Origin of the sequence: Saccharopolyspora sp. SCSIO 74807, from assembly GCF_037023755.1 — a bacterium.
Lineage (GTDB): Bacteria > Actinomycetota > Actinomycetes > Mycobacteriales > Pseudonocardiaceae > Saccharopolyspora_C > Saccharopolyspora_C galaxeae.
Window position 1 is genome coordinate 5,812,541 of record NZ_CP146100.1, and the last position, 20,369, is coordinate 5,832,909.

Sequence of the window (20,369 nt, forward strand, 5' to 3'; positions counted from 1 at the left end):
GTGCCGCGCGGCCGCGAAGTAGCTGCGGAGAAGAGACCTTTTGGACATCTCGCTCGAAATCAACGATCGAACGGAACATCTGGAGGTGGATCCCGGCGTCACGCTGCTGGACGCGCTGCGGGAACGCCTCGGCATCACCGGCCCGAAGAAGGGCTGCGACCGGGGGCAATGCGGCGCTTGCACGGTGCACGTCGGCGGCCGTCCGGTGCTGTCCTGCCTGACCCTGGCAGCCACCGTGCGCCAGCCCGTGACGACCGTGGAAGGACTGTCCACTGGGGACGAACTGCATCCGGTGCAGCGCGCGTTCGTGGAGCAGGACGCCCTGCAGTGCGGGTTCTGCACGTCCGGGCAGGTCATGTCGGCCGCCGCCGCGGTCGAGCAGGATGTCCCGGACGTGCGCGAGTTCATGTCCGGCAACCTGTGCCGCTGTGCGGCCTACCCGAACATCGTCGCCGCGATCGAACAAGCGAGGCAGGCCGATGCGCCCCGTTGAACTCACCGCCCCGGAGACCGTGCAGGACGCGCTCGCGCAACCGGCAACGCCGGTCGCGGGCGGAACCACGCTGGTCGACCTGATGAAGCTCAATGTTCTTGCACCGCGCCACGTGCTGGACATCAACGCGCTGCCGCTGCGCGGCATCGACACCGCCGACGGGCTGCGGATCGGTGCGCTCGAGCGGATGAGCGACGTCGCGGCGCATCCCGGCGTGTACCCGATGATCTCGCGAGCGTTGCTGCTGAGCGCCTCGCAGCAGTTGCGGAACATGGCCAGCATCGGCGGGAATCTGCTGCAGCGCACCCGCTGCACGTACTTCCGCGACGTCGAAATGCCGTGCAACAAGCGGGAACCGGGCAGCGGCTGTCCCGCGCTCGAAGGCGCCAACCGGATGCACGCCGTGCTGGGCACCAGCGACTCGTGCGTGGCGACGCACGCCAGTGACGTCGCGGTCGCGTTCACCGCGCTCGACGCGGAGCTCCGGCTGATCAGCGAGGCGGGCGAGCGCACCGTCAAGCTGGCCGATTTCTACCGCCTGCCGGGGGATTCGCCCGAGGTGGAGAACGACCTGCGGCCCGGTGAGCTGATCGCCGAGGTCGTGGTTCCGCGGCTGGATTGGGCTTCCCGTTCGACCTACGTGAAGGTGCGCGACCGGCAGTCCTACGAGTTCGCGCTGGGCTCGGCAGCGGTGGCGCTGGACGTCCAGGACGAGATGATCGCCGACGCCCGGGTCGCGGTCGGCGGTGTGGCGACCGTGCCGTGGCGGCTCAGCGCTGTCGAAGCTGCGTTGCGCGGCGCGCCCGCCACGTTGGAGTCCTTTGAGGACGCCGCTGCGCTGGCGACCGAGGGCGCGCGCCCGTTGGCGTCGAACGGTTTCAAGGTTCCGCTGCTGCGGCGGACCGTCGTCCGCGCCCTGCTCGAACTCACCGAGGGGAGCCACTGATGGTCAACCGGCTGGACGCGCCGCTGAAAGTCACCGGCAGGGCCGACTACGGGACCGACCGCAACTTCCCCGGCATGGCCCACGGATACGTCGTGGTCAGCACCATCGCGCACGGGGAGATCGCGGCGATGGACGTCACCGCAGCGAGCAGCTCCCCCGGAGTGCTCGGCGTGTACACGCCGTTCGAGCCGCTGCCGCTGCGCACACCGACCTCGTCGGTCGCCGGCAAGATCTGGGTTCCGTTGCAGGACAAGGAAGTCAGCTACTACGGCCAGCCGATCGGGTTCGTGGTCGCCGAGAGCTTCGAGCAGGCGCGCGACGCGGCGATGCGCATCGAGGTTTCCTACCACCGGCGGCCCGCGCGGACCTCGCTGGACGAAGGGCTCACCACCGCGGAGGACGCACCGCCCGCCATGGACGGATCGCCGCCCTCCTTGAGCGTTCTCGCGGACGGCGTCGAGTCCATCGAGGACGCTTTCGCCGGCAGCCCGGTGGTGGTCGACGCGACCTATCGGACCGCGACGCAGAACCACGCCCCGATGGAGCCGCATTCCGCGGTCGCGCTGTGGGATTCCGATGGCTTGACGGTCTACAGTGGAAACCAGGGCGCCCACCTGCAAGCGGCCGAGGTGGCCGACGCGCTGGAAGCGGACCCGTCATCGGTCCGGGCCGTGAATCCGTTCGTGGGCGGGGCTTTCGGCGGCAAGGGAGTCACCTCGACCCCGGCGTTCCTGGCGGCGGCCGCGGCTCGGGCGCTCGGCAGGCCGGTCAAGGCCGCGCTGAGCCGCGAGCAGGTCTTCACCGCGACCGCCGGCCGCGCCGCCACTGTGCAGCGGATCGCCCTCGGCGCGGATCGGGACGGCACGCTCATCGCGCTGCTGCACGACTCGACGTGCAGCACGTCCGCGGACCGGTCGTTCGTGGAGCCGACCTCGCACGGCACCTCGCGGGAGTGGTATGCGACGCAGAACCTGGCCATCAGCCAGAAGATCGTGCCGCTGAACCTCCCGCCGACCACGTTCATGCGCGCACCCGGCGAGGCCCCCGGCTCGTTCGCGCTGGAAAGCGCGATCGACGAGCTGGCCGTCGCGCTGCGCATGGACCCGATCGAGCTGCGGCTGCGGAACAACTCGGCGGCACCGCCCGGAAAAGACCTGCAGTGGTCCAGCAAGCACCTGGACGAGTGCTTCCGCACCGGTGCGCGGCGGTTCGGCTGGCAGCACCGCCCGCCGGGGGAACGCAGCGACGGCGACTGGCTCGTCGGGCAGGGCACGGCGACCGCCATGTTCCCGGCCCTCCGGTTCCCCGCCACGGTCGGGATCACGCTGCACGCCGACGACCGGGCGGAAGTCGCGACCAGCGGAGCCGACCCGGGAACGGGCCTGCTGACCGTGCTTTCGCTGGTGGGGGCCGAATCGCTGGACATCCCGCAGGAGCTGATCACGCCGCGGCTGGGCGACTCGGCGCTGCCGCCCGGGGGCATGTCCGGCGGTTCGACCGCGACCGCCAGCGCCGGTTCGGCCGTCGTGGTCGCGGCCGCCGAGGTGACCGACGCGTTGCTCGAGCTGGCGGCGGCGCCGGGCTCGCCCTTCGAGGGCATGGAGGTGGTCTACGAAGCGGGCAGGCTGCTCGCCGGTGACCGCAGCATGACCTTCGGCGAGCTGTTGCGCGCGGTCGGCCGCTCATCGATCTCCGCGACGGGCTCGTCCACGCCCGGCGAGGAGCTGACCAAGCACTCGTTCAGCTCGTTCGGTGCGCAGTTCTGCGAGGTCCGGGTGCACAAGTGGACCCGGGAGGCGCGGGTCTCGCGGATGACCGGCGTGTTCGACGCGGGCCGGATCATCAACGAGCAGACGGCGCGCAGCCAGCTCGCGGGCGGCATGATCTGGGGCGTGTCGGCGGCGCTGCACGAGGGCCTGGAGATCGAGCCGGACGGCCGGTTCGCCAACGGCGACTTCGCCGGCTACCTGCTGCCGGTCAACGCCGACATCCCCGATGTCGACGTGCAGTTCGTGCAATACCCGGACACGTTGCAGAACAGCCTGGGAGCGCGCGGGGTCGGCGAGATCGGCATCGTCGGCATGGCGGCGGCGGTGGCCAACGCCGTGTACAACGCCACCGGCATCCGCGTCCGCAACATCCCCATCATGCTGGAAGATCTGCTGCAGCAGTGAGTTCACCCGTGCCGTCGGGAGCTTCGATCCGAGGCTCCCGGCGGCACGCCGTTTCGTCCCCAGTGGACACCGAGCCTGAATTCCGGTCTTGAGCGGCGAAGCCGCTCAGCGGTGACCGAGCGGCGCCGCTGCTCAGCCGTCCTGGTCCAAGGTCTCGGCCAGCCGTCCGGCTGCGGTGCCCATGTGCGCGCTCATCGCGGCGGCGGCCGCGTCGGCGTCGCCTGCGCGCAGTGCGTCGTAGATCCCCTGATGTTCGGACAGCGCGAGTTCCGCGTGCGTCCGGTCGGCCAGCGCGCGCTCGACCCAGATCCGCAGCAGCGAGCGGACGTTCTGCAACAGCTGCTGCAGCACGACGTTGCCGGAAGCCACCGCGATGCGCAGGTGGAACAGCCGGTCGGCCTCGACGAACTTCGCCAAGTCGGTGAGGTTCTGCCGCATCCCGTCCAGCTGCGCGGCGAGGTCGGCCAGGTCCTCTGCGGTGCACCGCTCGGCCGCGCTGCGCACGGCCAGCACCTCCAGCCCGTTGCGCACCTCGACGAGCTCGCGGGTGCGCGGCTCCCCGAGCATCAATCCCCAGCTCAACGTCTGCGGCAGCAATTCCGAAGCGCTGCCGCGCAGATACGTCCCGGAGCCGGGGCGCACCACCACGATGCCGAGGATCTCCAGCGCCGCCAACGCTTCGCGGATCGCCGAGCGCCCCACGCCGAGCGAGGTGGCGAGGCTGCGCTCGGGCGGCAGCCGGGTGCCGGGTTGCAGGTCCCCGGCGGTGAACAGGTCGAGCAGCCGCTTGGCGACCTCGCCGACCGCGGTACCCGCGGGCACGCTGCCCAGCGCTTCGCCGATGCCCGCGGCCTCGGACCCGTTCGGAGTGGACATGGGACCGAGCCTAGCAAGATCCGTCGCGGCGAAATTGGTCAACCGGTTGACAGGTTGGCGGCTGGATTTCGATACTTGGCCGCACGGCGAGGGCCGCTCGCCGGATCCCGCATTCCCGGCCCCGCACTCCGGCCCGCCCGGACCACTCCGGCCGCCAGACCACGGCCGCCCGGACCGCTCCGCCCGCTCCGCCGAGCACCGGACGTTCCCGCACCGCAGCAAGGAGTCAATGTGGACACCTCGACCACCTCGCGGCAACGCCGCCCGGGCGTGGAAAAGGCGGCCATCCGCAAAGTCGCGGTCCGGCTGGTGCCGTTCGTGGCGCTGATGTTCTTCGTCAACTACCTGGACCGCACGGCGATCAGCTTCGCCGCGCCGAACGGGATGCGCAGCGACCTCGGCCTGACCGCGGCCCAGTTCGGCTTCGCCTCCGGCGTGTTCTTCATCGGCTACCTGCTGCTGGAAGTGCCCAGCAACATCGCCCTGCAGAAGGTCGGGGCGCGCCGCTGGCTCGCCCGGATCATGGTGTCGTGGGGCGCGGTGGCGCTGCTGTTCACGTGGGTGCAGGACTTCACCCAGCTCGCGGTGCTGCGTTTTCTGCTCGGTGTGGCCGAGGCCGGGTTCTTCCCGGGCGCGGTGCTGTTCCTGAGCCTGTGGGTGCCCGCCCGCTACCGCAGCCGGATCCTGGCGCTGTTCTACCTGGCGCAGCCGCTGACCACGGTGCTCGGTGCGCCGCTGGCGGGTTACCTGATGCAGCAGCAGGGTGTGTTCGGCCTGCAGGGCTGGCGGTTCATGTTCTTCGGTGTCGCGATCCCGGCGATCGTGCTGGGCGTGGTCGCGTGGTTCTACCTGGCCGACAGCCCCGCGCAGGCGAAATGGCTCACCGCCGCGGAGAAGGACTGGCTGACTTCGGAACTTTCGGCCGAGCAGCAGGAGAAACCCGCGGGCCGCGGCGGAGTGCGCGCGGTGTTCCGCAACGGCCGGGTGTGGGCGCTGTCGATGCTCTACTTCGGGTTCATCTACGGGCTCTACACGCTGGCGTTCTTCCTGCCCGCGATCATCGGCCGGTTCGAGCAGCGGTTCTCCACCAGCTTCGGCGTGTTCGAGGAAGGCTTGATCACCGCGGTGCCCTACCTGCCCGCCGCCGTGGTGCTCTACCTGTGGTCGCGGGACGTGACCCGGCGCGGTCTGCGTCCCTGGCACATCTGGGGACCGGCGCTGCTCGGCGCGGTCAGCGTGCCGCTGGCGCTGTTCGCGGGCTCGCCGGAGCTGACCATCGCGGTCATCACGGTCACCGCGTGCTCGATCTTCGCCGCGCTGCCGAACTTCTGGACGCTGCCGACCCGGTTCCTCGGCGGGATGGCCGCCGCCGCGGGCGTCGCGCTGATCAACACCGTCGGCAACTTCGCCGGGTTCGTCGCGCCTTACGTCACCGGCGCGCTGTTCGACTGGACCGGCTCCTACGTGCTGCCGATGTTCGTCGTGGGCGGATTCTTGCTGCTTTCGGCAGTGCTGATGGTATTGCTGGGCCGCGGAGACCGGACGGGTGAGCAGACCCGCACGGCCGCCGACCGATCGTCACACCGGCAGGAGAACCCATGACACGACTGTTCAACGATCCGGGCGCGTTCGCCGCGGAAATGCTGAACGGCTTCGCGACCGCCCAGCAGCACCGGCTCCGCCAGGTCTCCGGCGGAGTGATCCGGCGCGGGCAGACCCCGCCGGGCCGGGTCGCCGTGGTGATCGGCGGCGGCTCCGGGCACTACCCCGCGTTCGGCGGCCTGGTCGGGCCTGGGCTGGCGCACGGGGCGGCGATGGGCAACCTGTTCGCCTCGCCGTCGGCCAGGCAGGTCCACTCGGTGGCCGCCTCGGCGGACAACGGCGGCGGAGTGCTGCTGTGCTACGGCAACTACGCGGGCGACGTGCTGCACTTCGGGCTCGCCGAGCAGCGGCTGATCGGCGACGGAATCGGCTGCCGCACGGTCGTGGTCACCGACGACGTCTCCAGCGCGGAACCGTCCGATGTGGACCGGCGTCGCGGCGTGGCCGGGGACCTCGTGGTGTTCAAGGCCGCCGCCGCTGCCGCCGAGGAAGGCTTCGACCTCGACGAGGTCGCCCGGGTCGCCGCGCACGCCAACGCCCGCACCCGCTCCTTCGGCGTGGCCTTCGGCGGGTGCACGATGCCCGGCGCGGACCAGCCGCTGTTCACCGTCGCCGACGGGAAAATGGCCGTGGGCATGGGAATCCACGGTGAGCCCGGCATCGACGAGCAGGAGGTCCCCACCGCCGACGGGCTGGCCGAGCTGTTCGTGCAGAAGGTGCTCGCGGAAGTGCCCGAGGATGTCGGGCAGGTCGCGGGCAGCCGGGTCGCGGTGCTGCTCAACGGACTCGGGTCGGTGAAGTACGAAGAGCTGTTCGTGGTCTACCGGCGGGTGGCCGAACTGCTGGCCGAAGCCGGGCTGGTGGTCGTCGAACCGGAGATCGGCGAGCTGGTGACCAGCTTCGACATGGCCGGGGCCTCGCTCACGCTGTGCTGGCTGGACGACGAGCTGGAGCGGTTCTGGCGCGCGCCCGCCGACTCCCCCGCCTACCGCAAGCTGCCGGCTGCCGAGGACGGTCCGCAGTCCGCGCAGGCCGTGCTGGAGCTCGAAGAGATTCCGCGCGCTTCGGCGGAATCCCGCGCCGCGGCGGTGCGGGTGCTGGCCGCGCTGGAGACCGTCAAGTCCACTGTGGATGACAATGCGGCGGAGCTGGGCCGGATCGACGCGGTCGCGGGCGACGGCGACCACGGCATCGGGATGCAGCGCGGCGCGGAAGCCGCGGTGCTGGCCGCGCGGGAAGCCGCCGCGGGCGGAGCGGGCGCGGGCACCCTGCTCGGCCGGGCCGCCGACGAGTGGGCCGATCAGGCCGGCGGGACTTCAGGAGCGCTGTGGGGCGTGGCGCTGCGCGCGCTGGGAGCCGAGTTCGGCGACGAGTCCGCACCCTCCGCGCACAGCATCGCAGCAGGTGTACGAGCCGCCAAGGACGCGGTGATCCGCCTCGGGCAGGCTCGGCTCGGCGACAAGACGATGGTCGACGCGCTGGTGCCGTTCGCCGATGAGCTGGAACGTGCGCTCGCCGCCGGATCGTCGCTGACCACCGCTTCGGAGGTGGCCGCGACCGCTGCGCAACAGGCAGCGGAGGCGACCGCTTCGCTGCGCCCGCTTCTCGGCCGCGCCCGGCCGCTGGCGGAGCGGAGCGTCGGCACGCCCGACCCGGGTGCGGTGTCGCTGGCGCTGATCGTTCGCTCGGTGCAGGCCGAGCTCGGCGCGGGAGCGGGCGCGTGAGCACCGAGCACGGAAAAGCCCGCGCACCGCGGGAAATCGCCGACCACGATTGCGAGCAGGACCGATGACCCGGCTGATCGGCACCAGCCTGAAGATGTACTTCGGCCACCAGCGCACGCTGCGGTATTGCACCGAGATCGCCGAGATCGCCGGGCGGCACCCCGCGGTGCGCGAGTCGGCGGCCGAGCTGTTCGTGCTGCCGTCGTTCCCTGCGCTCGCCCCGGCCGTGCAGCGCTGCCAGGAGACGCCGGTGGCCATCGGCGCCCAGGACCTGTTCTGGGAGGACGAAGGGGCCTACACCGGCGAGGTCAGCGGTGCGGAGCTGCGCGAAATGGGCTGCCGCTACGCGGAGGTCGGCCACGCAGAGCGGCGCCGGATCTTCGGCGAGGACGAGCAGGTGATCGCCGGCAAGACCGCGGCCGCGCTGCGCAACGGGCTGACTCCGGTGCTGTGCCTGGGAGAGGAGGACCGCGGCGAACCGGCGCGGGCGATCCGGACCTGCCGTGCGCAGCTCGACTCGGCGCTGCACGCCGCCCGCTCGGACGGCGTGCTCGGCCCGATCGTCGTGGCCTACGAGCCGCAGTGGGCGATCGGCGCCGCCGAGCCCGCGTCGCCGGAGTTCATCGGCGAGGTCTGCGCGGCGCTGCGCGCCGGTGTCGCGGCGGACCCGGCGCTGAGCGGCAGCCGGGTGATCTACGGCGGCAGCGCCAAGCCGGGGCTGCTGACCGCGCTGGGCGATTCGGTGGACGGGTTGTTCCTCGGCCGCTTCGCGCACGATCCGCGGGCGTTCGAGCAGATCCTGGACGAGGTGTCCGCACCATGACGATCGGGCTGAGCACCTACGCCTACTTCTGGCAGTGGTCCGAGCACGCGCCGGAACCGCTGTCGCTGACCGGCATGCTCGCCGACACCGCCCGGCACGGGGTGTCGCTGTTCCAGATCTGCGACTACCCGCCGCTGGAGTCGATGTCCGGCGAGCAGCTGCGGGCGGTGCGCGCGACCGCCGACCGGCTCGGCGTCGAACTGGAACTGGGCACCCGCGGCCTGCAACCCGAACACCTGCGGCGGTTCCTGCAACTCGCCGAGCTGCTGGGAGCGCGGCTGGTGCGCTCGATGATGCACACCGCGGACGACAAGCCGGACCTGGACGAGGCCGAACGCAGGCTCCGCGAGGTATTGCCCGAGTACGCGGCCGCGGGCGTCACGATCGCGCTGGAGACCTACGAGCAGGTGCCCACCGGCACGCTGGTCGAGCTCGTCGAGCGCGTCGGCGATCCGCACCTGGGCATCTGCCTCGACCCGGCCAACGTGGTCGCCGCGCTGGAACACCCGGTGTCGGTGGTGGAAAGCACCGCCGCGCACGTGCGGAACGTGCACGTCAAGGACTTCGAGTTCGTCCGGTCGCCGGGCTGGGTGGGCTTCTCGCTGATCGGCGCACCGCTGGGCGACGGGCTGCTGGACCGCGAACACCTGCTGCGGCAGGTGCGCCCGCAAGACCGCGGCATCAACGAGGTCATCGAGCACTGGCTGCCCTGGCAGGGCGATGCGCACACGACCTGCGCGGTCGAACGCGAGTGGACCGCGCACAACCTGGAGCAGTTGAGGAGGCAGCGGACATGACCGAGCAGTTGACCATCGCCGTGATCGGGGCCGGCGGCAAGATGGGGATGCGGGTTTCGGACAACCTGCAGCGCACCGAGCACACCGTGCGCTACAGCGAGAACTCCCCCGCCGGGCAGCAGCGGGTCACCGGCGCGGGCCGGGAGGTGACCGGGACCGCGGTCGCGATCAAGGACGCCGACGTGGTGATCCTGGCGGTGCCGGACACGGTGCTCGGCGCGGTCTCCGAGCAGGTCGTTCCGCAGCTCAAGGCCGGCTCGGTGCTGGTCACCCTGGATCCGGCCGCGGCGTACGCGAACCTGCTCGCCGAGCGCGACGACCTCGCGTACGTGGTCGCGCACCCGTGCCACCCCTCGGTGTTCCTGCAGCGCAAGACTCCGGAGGAACTGGCGGACACCTTCGGCGGCATCGCCGCGCCGCAGGAGGTCGTCGCCGCGATCGAGTCCGGCGACGAGCAGCACCGGGCCGTCGCGGAATCGGTGATCCGCGCGATGTACGCGCCGGTGCTCGACGTGCACTGGGTGACCGTCAAGCAGCTGGCCTACCTGGAGCCCACGCTGGTGGAGACGGTGGCCTGCATGGTCGGCGACCTGTTGCGGGAAGCGCTGCACGAGACGGTGCACACCGTCGGCGTCCCGGAGCCCGCCGCGCGGGCGATGCTGCTGGGGCACACCCAGGTCGCGCTGGCCAACACGCTCAAGGGCGACAACCCGTTCTCGGACGCCTGCAAGATCGCGATGGACTACGGCCGGGAGAGCATCGTCAAGGACGACTGGAAGAAGATCTTCGACGATGCCGAGCTGGACGCGGTGATCACCCGGATGCTCCGGTTGGAGCGCATCGAGCGCTGAGCGCGGGCAGCCGTGCCTGCCGGTGCTTGCCCCGCCTGCCGGTACTTCGCGCACCACGCCACGATGCGGAACGCCTCGACGGCGGCCCGCGGCGGGTTAACCTCGGCTGCGTGGTTACCGTGCAGCGGGCGCAAGCCCTGGCCGACGACGTGCTGTTCCCGGACGCGTCCACAGTGGAGGCAGAGGGCGTCGTTCCGCGCAGGCATTTCGACCTGCTCGCCGCGGAGGGCTTCTACGGCCTGGCGGCTCCGGCCGAGCACGGCGGGCCGGAGATCACCCTCGCCGAGCGTTCCCTGATCTTCGAGGCGTTCGCCGGTGGCTGCTTCGCGACCGCGTTCACCTGGGCGCAGCACCAAGGCGTGGTGCGCGGGCTGGCCACCACGGACCGCTCGGAGCTGCGGGAACGCCACCTCGCCGATGCGGTGCGCGGGAAGTTGCGCGGCGGTGTCTCGTTCGCCGGGGCGATCCCGCAGCCGCCGCGGCTGCACGCCACCCCGGTCGACGGCGGCTACCGGCTCGACGGCGAAGCGCCGTTCGTCACCGGCTGGGGGCTGGTGGACGTGCTGCGGCTGTCGGCCCGGCACGGCGAAATGGTCGTCGACGGACTCATCGACGCCGCTCCCGCCACCGGCATCCGGGTCGAACCGCTGACTCTGGTGGCAGCGCAGGCATCGTCGACCGTGCGGCTGTTCTTCGACGGCTACCACCTGCCGACCGAGCGGGTGCTCGACGAGGTCCCGCTGGCCGACGTGCTGGCCGCGCAGTCCGCGAGCGCGCGGCTCAACGGCGCCATGCCGCTCGGGCTGGCGGGCCGCTGCACCAGGCTGGTCGCCGAGGCGGGGCGCCCGGTGGCCGCCGACCGGCTCGAGGCGGAGCGGGACGCGGTGCGCGAGCAGCTCGATGCCGCTTTCGCCGAAAGCACCGCCTCCGGCGACGACTCCGCGATCGCGGCGGCCAGAGCCGACGCCGCTGAGCTGGCGTTGCGCGCGGCAGGTGCGGTCGTCACCGCCGCGGGCAGTTCCGCGCTGCTGGCGGGCGCGCACGGCCAGCGGCTGGTGCGGGAGGCCACCTTCACGCTCGTCGCGGCGTCCCGACCGGCGATCAAGGACGGCATCCTGATGCGGCTGGCGGGCGATTCGGGGTGATCTCCACGCATCGCCGGGTTTCCTGACCGTTCCCCGCGGCGGTTCGTCCGGTGCGCGTCGCCGACAACCGCGACGGCCGCAGGTGTCCGACACCCGGCACGGCGGAATCGCCCGAGTCGTCCACTGTGGACGTACGGGCTACCGCCGGTGCTCGTCGGCGATACTCGCCAGCACCTCGACCGCGTCCGACCAGGCCTGTTCGTCCAGCCCGGCATGGGTGGTGATCCGCAGTCGCGAGATCCCGTCCGGCACCGACGGCGGCCGGAAGCAGCCCACCCGGACTCCGCGAGCGCGCGCCGCTGCCTGCGCGGCGACCGCGACCTGCGGCGACGGCATCGGCACCGAGAGCACCGCGCCCGCCGACGACCGCACGCCGAGCCGCTCGGCCAGCTCGCCACTGCGCCGGTGGATCCATGACGGGAGGTCCGGCCGCTCCCGCAGCACGCGCAGCGCGGCCTGCGCACCCGCGGCGGGAGCCGGTGCCAGGCCGGTGTCGAAGATGAACGGGCGGGCGACGTTCGTGACGTGATCGATCAGCGCGACCGAGCCGAGCGCCGCACCGCCCATCGCGCCGAGCGACTTGGACAGCGTCGCGGTCACCACCACCCGCGGATTCCCGGCCAGGCCCTGCGCATGCACCAGCCCGCGACCGCCGGGCCCGGCGACACCGAGCCCGTGCGCCTCATCCACGACCAGCAGCGCGTCGTGCTCGGCGCAGACCGCGGCCAGGTCCGCGAGCGGCGCCGCGTCGCCGAGCACCGAGAAGACCGACTCGGTCAGCACGATCGCGCGCCGGTCACCGGCCTCGGCCACTGCGGCCCGGACCGCGGCGACGTCGTTGTGCGGAACCACCTCGATCGCCGCCCGGGACAGCCGCGCCGCGTCGATCAGCGAGGCGTGCACGTGCGCGTCGGAGACGATCAGCGTCTGCTTGTCCGCCAGCGCGGTCACCGCGGAGAGGTTGGCGTGGTATCCGGTCGAGAAGACCAGCGCAGCCTCGCGTCCGGTGAACTCGGCGAGTTCGCGCTCCAGCTCGGCGTGCAGCGTGGTCGTACCGGTGACCAGGCGGGAGGCGCCGGCGCCCGCACCCCACTCCAGTACCGCGTCCGCGGCCGCCCGGCATACCTCGGGATGGCGGCTCAACCCGAGGTAGTCGTTGCCCGCGAGGTCGATGAAGTCTTCGTCGGCCGCCCGCGGCCGCAACGTGCGCTGCAAACCGGCGTCCTCGCGCACGCTGCGCCGCTCGGCGAACCACTGCGGCCAGCCGTTCATCGGTCAGGCGTTGGGCACCACGGCGGTGCCCGCCCCGCGGCGGCGGATCGCCGGATCGACCGGAGCTGCGGACCGCTGGGCCAAGTCCTCCTCGGATCCGAGCACGACGAAACCGTTGTCCCGGATCATCTCCAGGTCCGCCTTGGCCTCCTGCCCCTCCGAGGTGAGGTAGTCCCCGAGGAAGATCGAGTTGGCGACGTGCAGCGCGATCGATTGCAGCGAGCGCAGGTGCATCTCGCGGCCGCCCGCGATCCGCACCTCCCGGTCCGGGCAGACGAACCGCGCCATCGCCAGGATCTTCACGCAGTGCGCGGGCGTGAGCTCCCAGGTGTTCTCGAACGGGGTGCCGTCGAACGGCATCAGGAAGTTGACCGGGATCGAGTCGGAATCCAGCTCCCGCAACGCGAACACCGCCTCGACCAGCTGCTCGTCGGTCTCCCCCAGCCCGGCGATCAGACCGGAGCACGGCGAGAGGCCCGCTGCCTTCGCCTTCTCAACGGTGTCCACGCGGTCGGCGTAGGTGTGCGTCTGCACGATGTTCGCGTGGTTGCTCTCGGCGGTGTTGATGTTGTGGTTGTAGGCGTCCACACCGGACTCCTTGAGGCGCTCGGCCTGCTCGTCCTTCAGGAAGCCGAGGCAGGCGCAGACCTCCACATCGGGGTGCTCGCCCTTGAGCGCGCCGACCATCTCGGTGACCTTGTCGATGTCCCGATTGGACGGTCCGCGGCCGGAGGCGACCAGGCACACCCGGCCCGCTCCGCCCTGCAACCCGGCCCCGGCCTGCTGCAGCGCCTCGTCGGTGGACAGCCACGAGTACTTCAGGATCGGCGCGTCCGAGCCGAGCGCCTGCGAGCAGTAGTTGCAGTTCTCCGGGCACATCCCGGATTTCAGGTTGACCAGGTAGTTCACCTTCACCGTGTTGCCGAAGTGCGCGCGGCGCAGCCGGCCCGCCGCGGCCACCACGGACATCAGTTCGGCGTCGTCGGCACGCAGCACCGCGAGCGCATCTTCGGGTGTGGCGGGGGTTCCGCCGAGGACGCCATCGGCGAGCTGCTGGAAGGTGGCGCGCATCGCTTCTCCCGGTGTCGGAGGACAGCAACCTGAACAGCGTTCAGCTGAACGGTGTTCAGGGTAGGATGGCGGGATCGACCGGTCAACCGGGGAGGGTTCGGGTGCGCTACCACCGCAGCGACGTCGTGGACCGCGCGATCGCGGTGCTGGACGAATACGGCCTGGAATCGCTGACGATGCGCCGGCTCGCCACCGAGCTCGGCGTGCAACCGAGCGCGCTGTACCACCACGTGCCGAACAAGCAGACGCTGCTGACCGCAGTCGCCGACGAGATCGTGGCCCGGGGCAAGCGGCCGCGGCGGGCCGCGGAGTGGGACCGGCGCGTGGTCGAGCTCTGCGGCGAGCTGCGGGACGCGATGCTCGCCTACCGGGACGGCGCCGAAGTGGTGCTCACCGCGCACACCTTCGGGCTCGGCGCCGGCGAGCCCGCGGGCCAGCTGCGCGCGGCGCTGCGCGACGGTGGCCTTCCGCAGGACGTGGTCGACGTCGCCACTCGCGCCCTGCTGCACCTCGTGTTCGGGCACACCGCGGAGGAGCAGACCGCGCTGCAGGCCGCCAGCGCCGGGGCGATCGACCGGGAACCCGCCAGGGCGTCCGACTTCGAGCAGGGCCTCGAACTCGTGCTGGACGGCCTGCGCTCCCGGGTGAACGGTTAGCGGCGACGTGCACCCTCGTCGCCCCGGCGCAGCACCCACCGGGACGACGAGGGTTTCTTGAAGCGGCGCAGCCGCTTGCGCCCACCACCTGAGCAACCGGCACCGCCGCGGGTTCTCAGGCGTCGTCTCGCGAGGACAGCGCCGACGCCGCGTAGGGCGCTACGTCAGGAGGCGATCCCGCAGCGAGACGGCGCCTGAGGTTCCGCCACCCGCCCCGCTACGCAAACCCTTCAAATATTCCGAAAATCACGCGCCGATGGTGGCGGTGTCGATGACGAAGCGGTAGCGGACGTCGCTGTTCTCGACCCGCTCGTAGGCGGTGTTGACCTGGTCGGCGGAGATCAGCTCGATCTCCGCGCCGATGCCGTGCTCGGCGCAGAAATCCAGCATCTCCTGGGTCTCCGGCAGCCCGCCGATCATCGATCCGGCCAGCACCTTGTTGCCCGCCAGCAGCGAGAAGGCGTTGTAGGACAGCGGTTCGCCAGGCGCACCGACGTTGACCATCGCGCCGCCGACGCGCAGCAGCCCGAGGTAGGAGTCGACCGGGAGGTTCGCCGAGACCGTGTTCAGGATCAGGTCGAAGCGCCCGCGCAGGGTCTCGAAGGTCGACTCGTCGGCGGTGGCGAAGTAGTCCTGCGCGCCGAGCTTGAGCCCGTCCTCCTGCTTCTTGAGGCTCTGGCTGAGCACCGTCACCTCGGCGCCCATCGCCGCGGCCAGCTTCACCGCCACGTGCCCGAGCCCGCCGAGACCGATCACGGCGACCCGCTTGCCGGGCGCGGCCCCCCACTGGCGCAGCGGGGAGTAGGTGGTGATGCCTGCGCACAGCAGCGGAGCGGCGACGTCGAGCCCGATGCCGTCCGGGATCCGGCAGACGAAGGCGTCCTTGACCACGACCTGCTTGCTGTAGCCGCCGTAGGTGTTCTCGCCGTCGAAGCCGACGCCGTTGTAGGTCTGCACGTTGCCCTGGACGCAGAACTGCTCGGTGCCCTGCTGGCAGTACTCGCACTCGCCGCAGGAGTCGACCATGCAGCCCACGCCGACCCGGTCGCCGACCTGGTACTTCGTCACGTCCGAGCCGACCGCGGCGACCACGCCGGCGATCTCGTGGCCGGGCACCATCGGGAAGATGCCCTCGCCCCAGTCGCCCTTGGCCTGGTGGATGTCGCTGTGGCAGATGCCCGCGTAGGCGATGTCGATCAATACGTCGTCCGGACGCAGATCACGTCGCGCGATCGTCGTCGGCGCGAGGGGTGCCCCCGGCGTCGGCGCGGCGATAGCGTGCGTGGTCGTGCTCATGAACCCTCCAAGGAACAGCTCTGCGAAGGGCTCGCGTGAGAGCCCTCTTACATCAATACATAGCGGCACGGCCACTTATTCCGACCGGAGGACGTGATCCACGGCATGGGCGGCAAGTACCACCACGGCGACCTGCGGGCCGCGCTCGTGCGCAGTTCGCTGGAGCTGATCGCCGAACGGGGCGTGGCCGGTTTCTCGGTCGCCGAGGCGGCCCGGCGGGCCAACGTCAGCCCCGGCGCGCCGTACCGGCACTTCCCGGAACGCGAGAGCCTGCTGGCCGCCGTCGCCACCACGACCGCCCAGCTGCTCACCGAGCGCGTGCAGCACGCCGCCGAGCAGCACGAGGACGCCGCGGACGCGCTCGCCGCCGCGGCCGGGGCCTACACCGAGTACCTGATCGAACGCCGCGCCGGGATGCACCTGATCTACGCCGACGGCCTGCACGGTCCCCGGTACGCCGAGCTGCACGAGCAGACCCGGCGGCTGACCGACCAGTTCCTGCTGCGCTGCCTGGAGGTTTCGGCCACGCCGCAGGACGCCCTGGAGCTGATGGAGCAGCTGTTCACCCAGGCGCACGGCTACGGCATGTTCTGGCTCGACGGCGTCTTCGCCAAGCACGGCTACTCCGCGGAACTGGTCGTGCGCAAATCCACCCGCGCAGCCCGCAGCGCGATCTACGGGCATCGGCTCGCGGGGGACCCGAGCCGTCTTTAGGTCGTCACTAAGGAGTTTTTCCAGAAAGGTCTGCGTGGCGGTGCCGGTAGCGGAACCTCAGCGCCTTCCTCGCTCCGGGATCGATTTCTGACGTAGCCACCCTACGCGGCGAAATCGCTGTCCTCGCGAGGAAGCCGCTGAGAACCCGCCGCGGTGCCGGTTGCTTTCATAGCCACTGCTCAGCGGCTACGCCGCTGACAAGACAAGACCAAAGATCGTACTGAAACGAAGTGCTGCCGGTCAGTCCCGCTCGGCGGCGCTGATCGCCTCGGTGGACCCCTGGCGTTGGCGGTTGGCCACCAGCCGCGGGCCGGCCGACGCACCGCCACGGTCCATCCGGCCCGCGGTCAGCGCGAAGGCGAGCCCCACGAGCGTGAGCACCACGCCGATGATCGCGGGCGAGGTGTAACCGAACCCGGCGCTGATCCCGACGCCGCCGAGCCACGCCCCGCCCGCGTTGGCGAGGTTGAACGCCGAATGGTTCGAGGCGGCGGCCATCGTCGGCGCGTTGCCCGCCTTCTGCATGATCAGCACTTGCAGCGGGGCGGTCACGCCGAACCCGGCCGCGCCCAGCACCACCGTCATCAGCACCGCCGACCACGCGGTGTGCACGGCGAAGCTGAACACCAGCAGCACGACCGCCAGCGTGGCCAGCGCACCGTAGATCGTCGGCCGCAGCGCCCGATCGCCCAGCGGCCCCACCACGAGCGAGCCCGCGGTCATGCCGACGCCGAACAGCGCCAGCACCACCGGCACCGCGGACTCGGGCAGCCCGGCGAGCCCGGTCATCATCGGCGAGATGTAGCTGTAGACCGCGAACACGCCCGCGAAGCCGAACACGCCGGTGACCAGGCCGAGCACCACCTGGCGCGTGCCGAGGGCGGACAGCTCGCGCTTGAGGCCGATCCCCTGCGGCATCGGCACGCTCGGCACGAACGCCAGCACTCCGAGCACGGCCAGCGCGCCGATCGCGGCCACCACCAGGAAAGCCGACCGCCAGCCGAACAGCTGCCCCAGGAACGTGCCGCCGGGAACGCCGACGATGTTGGCGACGGTCAGCCCGAGCAGCACGCGCGCCACCGCCGTCGCCTGCTTCGCCGGTCCCACCAGGTGCGCGGCGACGAGGGTTCCCGCGCCGAGGAAGGCGCCGTGCGGGAGCCCCGCCAGCATCCGTGCGGCGAACACGGTCCCGTATCCGGGCGCGAACGCGGTGGCGAGGTTGCCGAGCGCGAAGATCCCCAGGAACAGCACCAGCGCGTTCTTGCGCGGCAACCGGGTGCTCAACGCCGTGAGCAGCGGTGCGCCGAGCACGACGCCGAGCGCGTAGGCGGAGACCAGGTTCCCCGCGTCGGCGACCGGGATGGACAGCCCTGCCGCCACTTGCGGCAGCAGCCCCATGATCACGAATTCGGTGGTGCCGATGGCGAACGCGCCCAGGGCGAGCGCGAGCAACGCCGGAGCCATAGAACATGACCTTTCACGACAGGATGAGATCGGGAAGCGGCGGCACGACACCGGGCCGACCACGCGGCACCCGCCCTGGCGCTCGGGCGATCGGGGTCGACCGGGGAGCAGCTCTTTTAGCACGTGCTAAATACAGGGTTCCACTCGATCCGCGCGGCCTTCAAGCCACGCCCCTGTGATGTGACTCGCGAGCACTCGCGGCAACGGCGACGAGTACCCTGCCGGTGACCGCGCGGCCGTCCGGAGCGACAAGTCAGCAGCGGCCGGTCGGACGGGTCAGCCAGGAGGAACGGGAATGCCAGGTCCGCAGGACCGGAACACCGCCCGTGGCAAGCGCCCCACCATGGCCGATGTCGCAGCCGAGGCGGGTGTCTCGCGCCAGACCGTCTCGCTGGTCCTCGGCGACAAGCCGGGGCCGAACCCCCGCACCAGGCAACACGTCCTGCGCGTCGCCGAAGACCTCGGTTTCCACGCGGACATCGCCGCCCAGCTGCTGCGCCGCGCCCGCAGCCGCCAGCTCGGCGTGCTGTTCACGCTGGGGCATTCGCTGGACCCGCACGTCGTGGAAGCGCTCTACGCCGCGGCTTCCCGGCTCGACTACAGCATCGTGCTCAGCGCGATCCTGCCCAGCCGCAACGTGCGCCACACCGTCGACGAGCTGCTCGGACTGCGCTGCGAAGCGCTGATCCTCATCGGGCTGGCCGTGGAGGCGCCCGCGCACCTCGGCCGGATCGCCGAGCGCATTCCCGTGGTCGAGATCGGCCAGCACACCGGCGCCGCCGGGATCGACAGCGTGCGCACCGATGACACCGAAGGCGCTCGGCTGGCCGTCGGCCACCTCATCGGCCTCGGACACCGCAAGATCGCGCACGTCGACGGCGGAACGCTGCCGGGAGCCGCGCAACGCCGCGACGGCTACCGCGCGGCCATGCGCGAGCACGGGCTCGACGCGCACATCGAGGTCCTGCCCGGCGACTACACCGAGGAGTCCGGAGCCGACGCGGCACGGGAACTGCTCAGCAGGCGCGACCTGCCCACGGCGGTCCTGGCGGGCAACGACCTGTGCGCCGGCGGCTTGATCACCACGCTGCTGCGGGCCGGGGTCCACGTCCCCGGCGACATCTCCGTGGTCGGCTACGACGACAGCCACAGCGCCGGTCTGTCCTATGTGGACCTCACTACGGTGCACCAGGACACCGGGCGGATGGCGGAGTTCGCCATCCGCTCCTGCACCGAACGCCTCGACGAGCAACGCGCCACGAGCACCGACGTCGTGCTGACTCCCGAACTCACGGTGCGCGGCAGCACGAGCCCACCCCGCGCAACGGACTGATCCGGGCGCTCAGGAGTCAGCCGGGGACTCAGGGGCCGGTCGGGCGCTCACCGATCAGCCGGGCGCGCTCAACCGAGCGCCAGCAGCTCGCCCGCGACCCTGGCGTCGGTGACCAGCCCGTGGATCAACCCGGAGCGGATCGCGGCGAGCACCGCCTTGATCTTCGCACTGCCGCCGCCGACGGCGATCACCTCGGGAATCTCGCGCAGCCGGGCGGTCGGCACGGCGATGCAGCGGTCCTCCAGCCCCTCGACGACCTCGCCGTCCGAGTTGAGCAGCGTCCCGCAGATCTCGGCCCGCACTCCCCGGCCGGAGAGCTTGCGCCGCTCCTCCACCCGCAGCGAATCGTGCAGCTGCGAGTCCGGCGGGTCCCAGCTGCCGACGCCGACCACCGCGCGGGTCACCATCCCGTGCAGTTCGAGCGCCCGGGAGATCCCGGCCTGCCCGCGCAGCCCGCGCGCCGTGGCCGCGTCGGCGACCACCAGCGGCGCGTAGATCGGGTTCGCGTGCCCGCCGTTGACCGCGCACATCTGGCGGACCAGCTCCATCGTGTTTTCCGAGATCGTGCCCGCGACCCCGGTCAGCTGGACGATCGGGCAGGTCGCCAGCTTGCTCAGCGCACCGGGGATCGCGCTGAGCGTGCGGCCCCAAGCGATGCCGAGGCAGTCGTCCTCGGTCACCACGTCGGTGAGCAGGTCGGCGGCGGCCTGGCCGAGCTGCTTGCGCCGGGTGGCAGGCTCGTCGGCAGTCGACACCGCCAGCGCGCGCTTGAGGCCGAAGTGCCTGCGCAGCCGGTTGGACAGGTCGGCGTCCACGCCGGAGGGCAGCTCGACGGTGATGCGCACGATGCCCTCCGAGTGCGCCGCCTCCAGCAGCCGCGCCACCTGGAACCGGGACAGCGACAGATCTTCCGCGATCTGCGACTTGGTCTGCTTGTTCAAGTAGTGCTGCGTTGCGACGAGCGCGGCGAGGATCTGGCGCTCCGGTCCCACGTGCTCCCCCGTCCTACCGAGTGACCGCTCATTTGAGCGACGCCTATTGACGTATGAGCGGTATTGAACGGAAGGTTACCGCACTTCGCCTGACGTTGGGCTGATCGAGTGAGGGAGATCGGTGCGTGGCTGCTGGCCGG

Annotated in this window: 18 protein-coding genes; 12 read left to right on the forward strand and 6 right to left on the reverse strand. The window is 71.3% G+C overall.

All coding sequences use genetic code 11. The annotated features are described in order from the left end of the window. Positions 1-40 precede the first annotated feature (40 nt). Genes V1457_RS26750 through V1457_RS26760 form a run of 3 tightly spaced genes read left to right on the forward strand, consistent with a single transcriptional unit; the run spans position 41 to position 3,613 of the window. Complete coding sequence (locus tag V1457_RS26750) at positions 41-493, forward strand: (2Fe-2S)-binding protein (protein ID WP_200071585.1); 453 nt, start codon at positions 41-43, stop codon at positions 491-493. Continuing rightward, entirely contained in the window at positions 480-1,439 is a 960-nt protein-coding gene (locus V1457_RS26755) for a xanthine dehydrogenase family protein subunit M (protein WP_338597705.1), read from the forward strand. Before V1457_RS26750 ends, V1457_RS26755 begins: the two co-directional genes overlap by 14 nt. Next, a complete protein-coding gene (locus V1457_RS26760; protein ID WP_338597706.1) occupies positions 1,439-3,613 on the forward strand; it encodes a xanthine dehydrogenase family protein molybdopterin-binding subunit in 2,175 nt (724 codons plus the stop codon). The genes V1457_RS26755 and V1457_RS26760 overlap by 1 nt, the downstream gene beginning before the upstream one ends. A 132-nt stretch (positions 3,614-3,745) precedes the next feature. On the opposite strand, the gene V1457_RS26765 is transcribed toward V1457_RS26760, so the two are convergent. After that, the gene (locus tag V1457_RS26765) at positions 3,746-4,489 is read right to left on the reverse strand and encodes a FadR/GntR family transcriptional regulator (protein ID WP_200071588.1); all 744 of its coding nucleotides are present in this window, start codon (positions 4,487-4,489) and stop codon (positions 3,746-3,748) included. 231 nt (positions 4,490-4,720) lie between these two features. Here V1457_RS26765 and V1457_RS26770 point away from each other — a divergent pair, with 231 nt between their 5' ends. From V1457_RS26770 to V1457_RS26795, 6 genes are all read left to right on the forward strand, one after another. Beyond that, positions 4,721-6,091: an MFS transporter gene (locus V1457_RS26770; RefSeq protein WP_307850163.1), complete on the forward strand. Its 1,371-nt coding sequence runs from the start codon at positions 4,721-4,723 to the stop codon at positions 6,089-6,091. Beyond that, entirely contained in the window at positions 6,088-7,815 is a 1,728-nt protein-coding gene (locus V1457_RS26775; protein ID WP_338597709.1) for a dihydroxyacetone kinase family protein, read from the forward strand. Before V1457_RS26770 ends, V1457_RS26775 begins: the two co-directional genes overlap by 4 nt. A 64-nt stretch (positions 7,816-7,879) precedes the next feature. Continuing rightward, the gene (locus V1457_RS26780; protein ID WP_233627878.1) at positions 7,880-8,638 is read left to right on the forward strand and encodes a triose-phosphate isomerase family protein; all 759 of its coding nucleotides are present in this window, start codon (positions 7,880-7,882) and stop codon (positions 8,636-8,638) included. Continuing rightward, positions 8,635-9,435 carry a TIM barrel protein gene (locus V1457_RS26785; RefSeq protein ID WP_338597711.1) on the forward strand — a complete coding sequence of 267 codons (801 nt, stop codon included), beginning with the start codon at positions 8,635-8,637 and terminating at the stop codon, positions 9,433-9,435. The genes V1457_RS26780 and V1457_RS26785 overlap by 4 nt, the downstream gene beginning before the upstream one ends. Next, complete coding sequence (locus tag V1457_RS26790; RefSeq protein ID WP_338597712.1) at positions 9,432-10,286, forward strand: phosphogluconate dehydrogenase C-terminal domain-containing protein; 855 nt, start codon at positions 9,432-9,434, stop codon at positions 10,284-10,286. The genes V1457_RS26785 and V1457_RS26790 overlap by 4 nt, the downstream gene beginning before the upstream one ends. A 110-nt stretch (positions 10,287-10,396) precedes the next feature. After that, entirely contained in the window at positions 10,397-11,431 is a 1,035-nt protein-coding gene (locus V1457_RS26795) for an acyl-CoA dehydrogenase family protein (RefSeq protein ID WP_338597714.1), read from the forward strand. A 138-nt stretch (positions 11,432-11,569) separates the two neighbouring features. Here the strand turns inward: V1457_RS26795 and V1457_RS26800 are convergent, their stop codons facing one another. Continuing rightward, positions 11,570-12,703 carry an 8-amino-7-oxononanoate synthase gene (locus V1457_RS26800; RefSeq protein WP_338597716.1) on the reverse strand — a complete coding sequence of 378 codons (1,134 nt, stop codon included), beginning with the start codon at positions 12,701-12,703 and terminating at the stop codon, positions 11,570-11,572. Positions 12,704-12,706: 3 nt separating this feature from the next. Beyond that, positions 12,707-13,774: a biotin synthase BioB gene (gene bioB, locus V1457_RS26805; RefSeq protein ID WP_295141305.1), complete on the reverse strand. Its 1,068-nt coding sequence runs from the start codon at positions 13,772-13,774 to the stop codon at positions 12,707-12,709. Between the two features lie 101 nt (positions 13,775-13,875). On the opposite strand from bioB, the gene V1457_RS26810 reads away from it, so the two are divergent. After that, positions 13,876-14,430: a TetR/AcrR family transcriptional regulator C-terminal domain-containing protein gene (locus tag V1457_RS26810; RefSeq protein WP_295141308.1), complete on the forward strand. Its 555-nt coding sequence runs from the start codon at positions 13,876-13,878 to the stop codon at positions 14,428-14,430. Between the two features lie 246 nt (positions 14,431-14,676). Here V1457_RS26810 and V1457_RS26815 read toward each other — a convergent pair whose 3' ends face one another. After that, positions 14,677-15,726, reverse strand: coding sequence for an NAD(P)-dependent alcohol dehydrogenase (locus tag V1457_RS26815; RefSeq protein WP_200071597.1), 1,050 nt, complete (start codon positions 15,724-15,726; stop codon positions 14,677-14,679). A gap of 105 nt (positions 15,727-15,831) precedes the next feature. On the opposite strand from V1457_RS26815, the gene V1457_RS26820 reads away from it, so the two are divergent. Beyond that, entirely contained in the window at positions 15,832-16,440 is a 609-nt protein-coding gene (locus tag V1457_RS26820) for a TetR/AcrR family transcriptional regulator (RefSeq protein WP_338597719.1), read from the forward strand. 240 nt (positions 16,441-16,680) lie between these two features. On the opposite strand, the gene V1457_RS26825 is transcribed toward V1457_RS26820, so the two are convergent. Next, positions 16,681-17,904: an MFS transporter gene (locus V1457_RS26825; RefSeq protein ID WP_338597721.1), complete on the reverse strand. Its 1,224-nt coding sequence runs from the start codon at positions 17,902-17,904 to the stop codon at positions 16,681-16,683. 295 nt (positions 17,905-18,199) lie between these two features. Here V1457_RS26825 and V1457_RS26830 point away from each other — a divergent pair, with 295 nt between their 5' ends. Continuing rightward, positions 18,200-19,237, forward strand: coding sequence for a LacI family DNA-binding transcriptional regulator (locus tag V1457_RS26830; RefSeq protein WP_338597722.1), 1,038 nt, complete (start codon positions 18,200-18,202; stop codon positions 19,235-19,237). 68 nt (positions 19,238-19,305) lie between these two features. On the opposite strand, the gene V1457_RS26835 is transcribed toward V1457_RS26830, so the two are convergent. After that, complete coding sequence (locus tag V1457_RS26835) at positions 19,306-20,229, reverse strand: sugar-binding transcriptional regulator (RefSeq protein WP_200071600.1); 924 nt, start codon at positions 20,227-20,229, stop codon at positions 19,306-19,308. Positions 20,230-20,369: the final 140 nt, after the last annotated feature.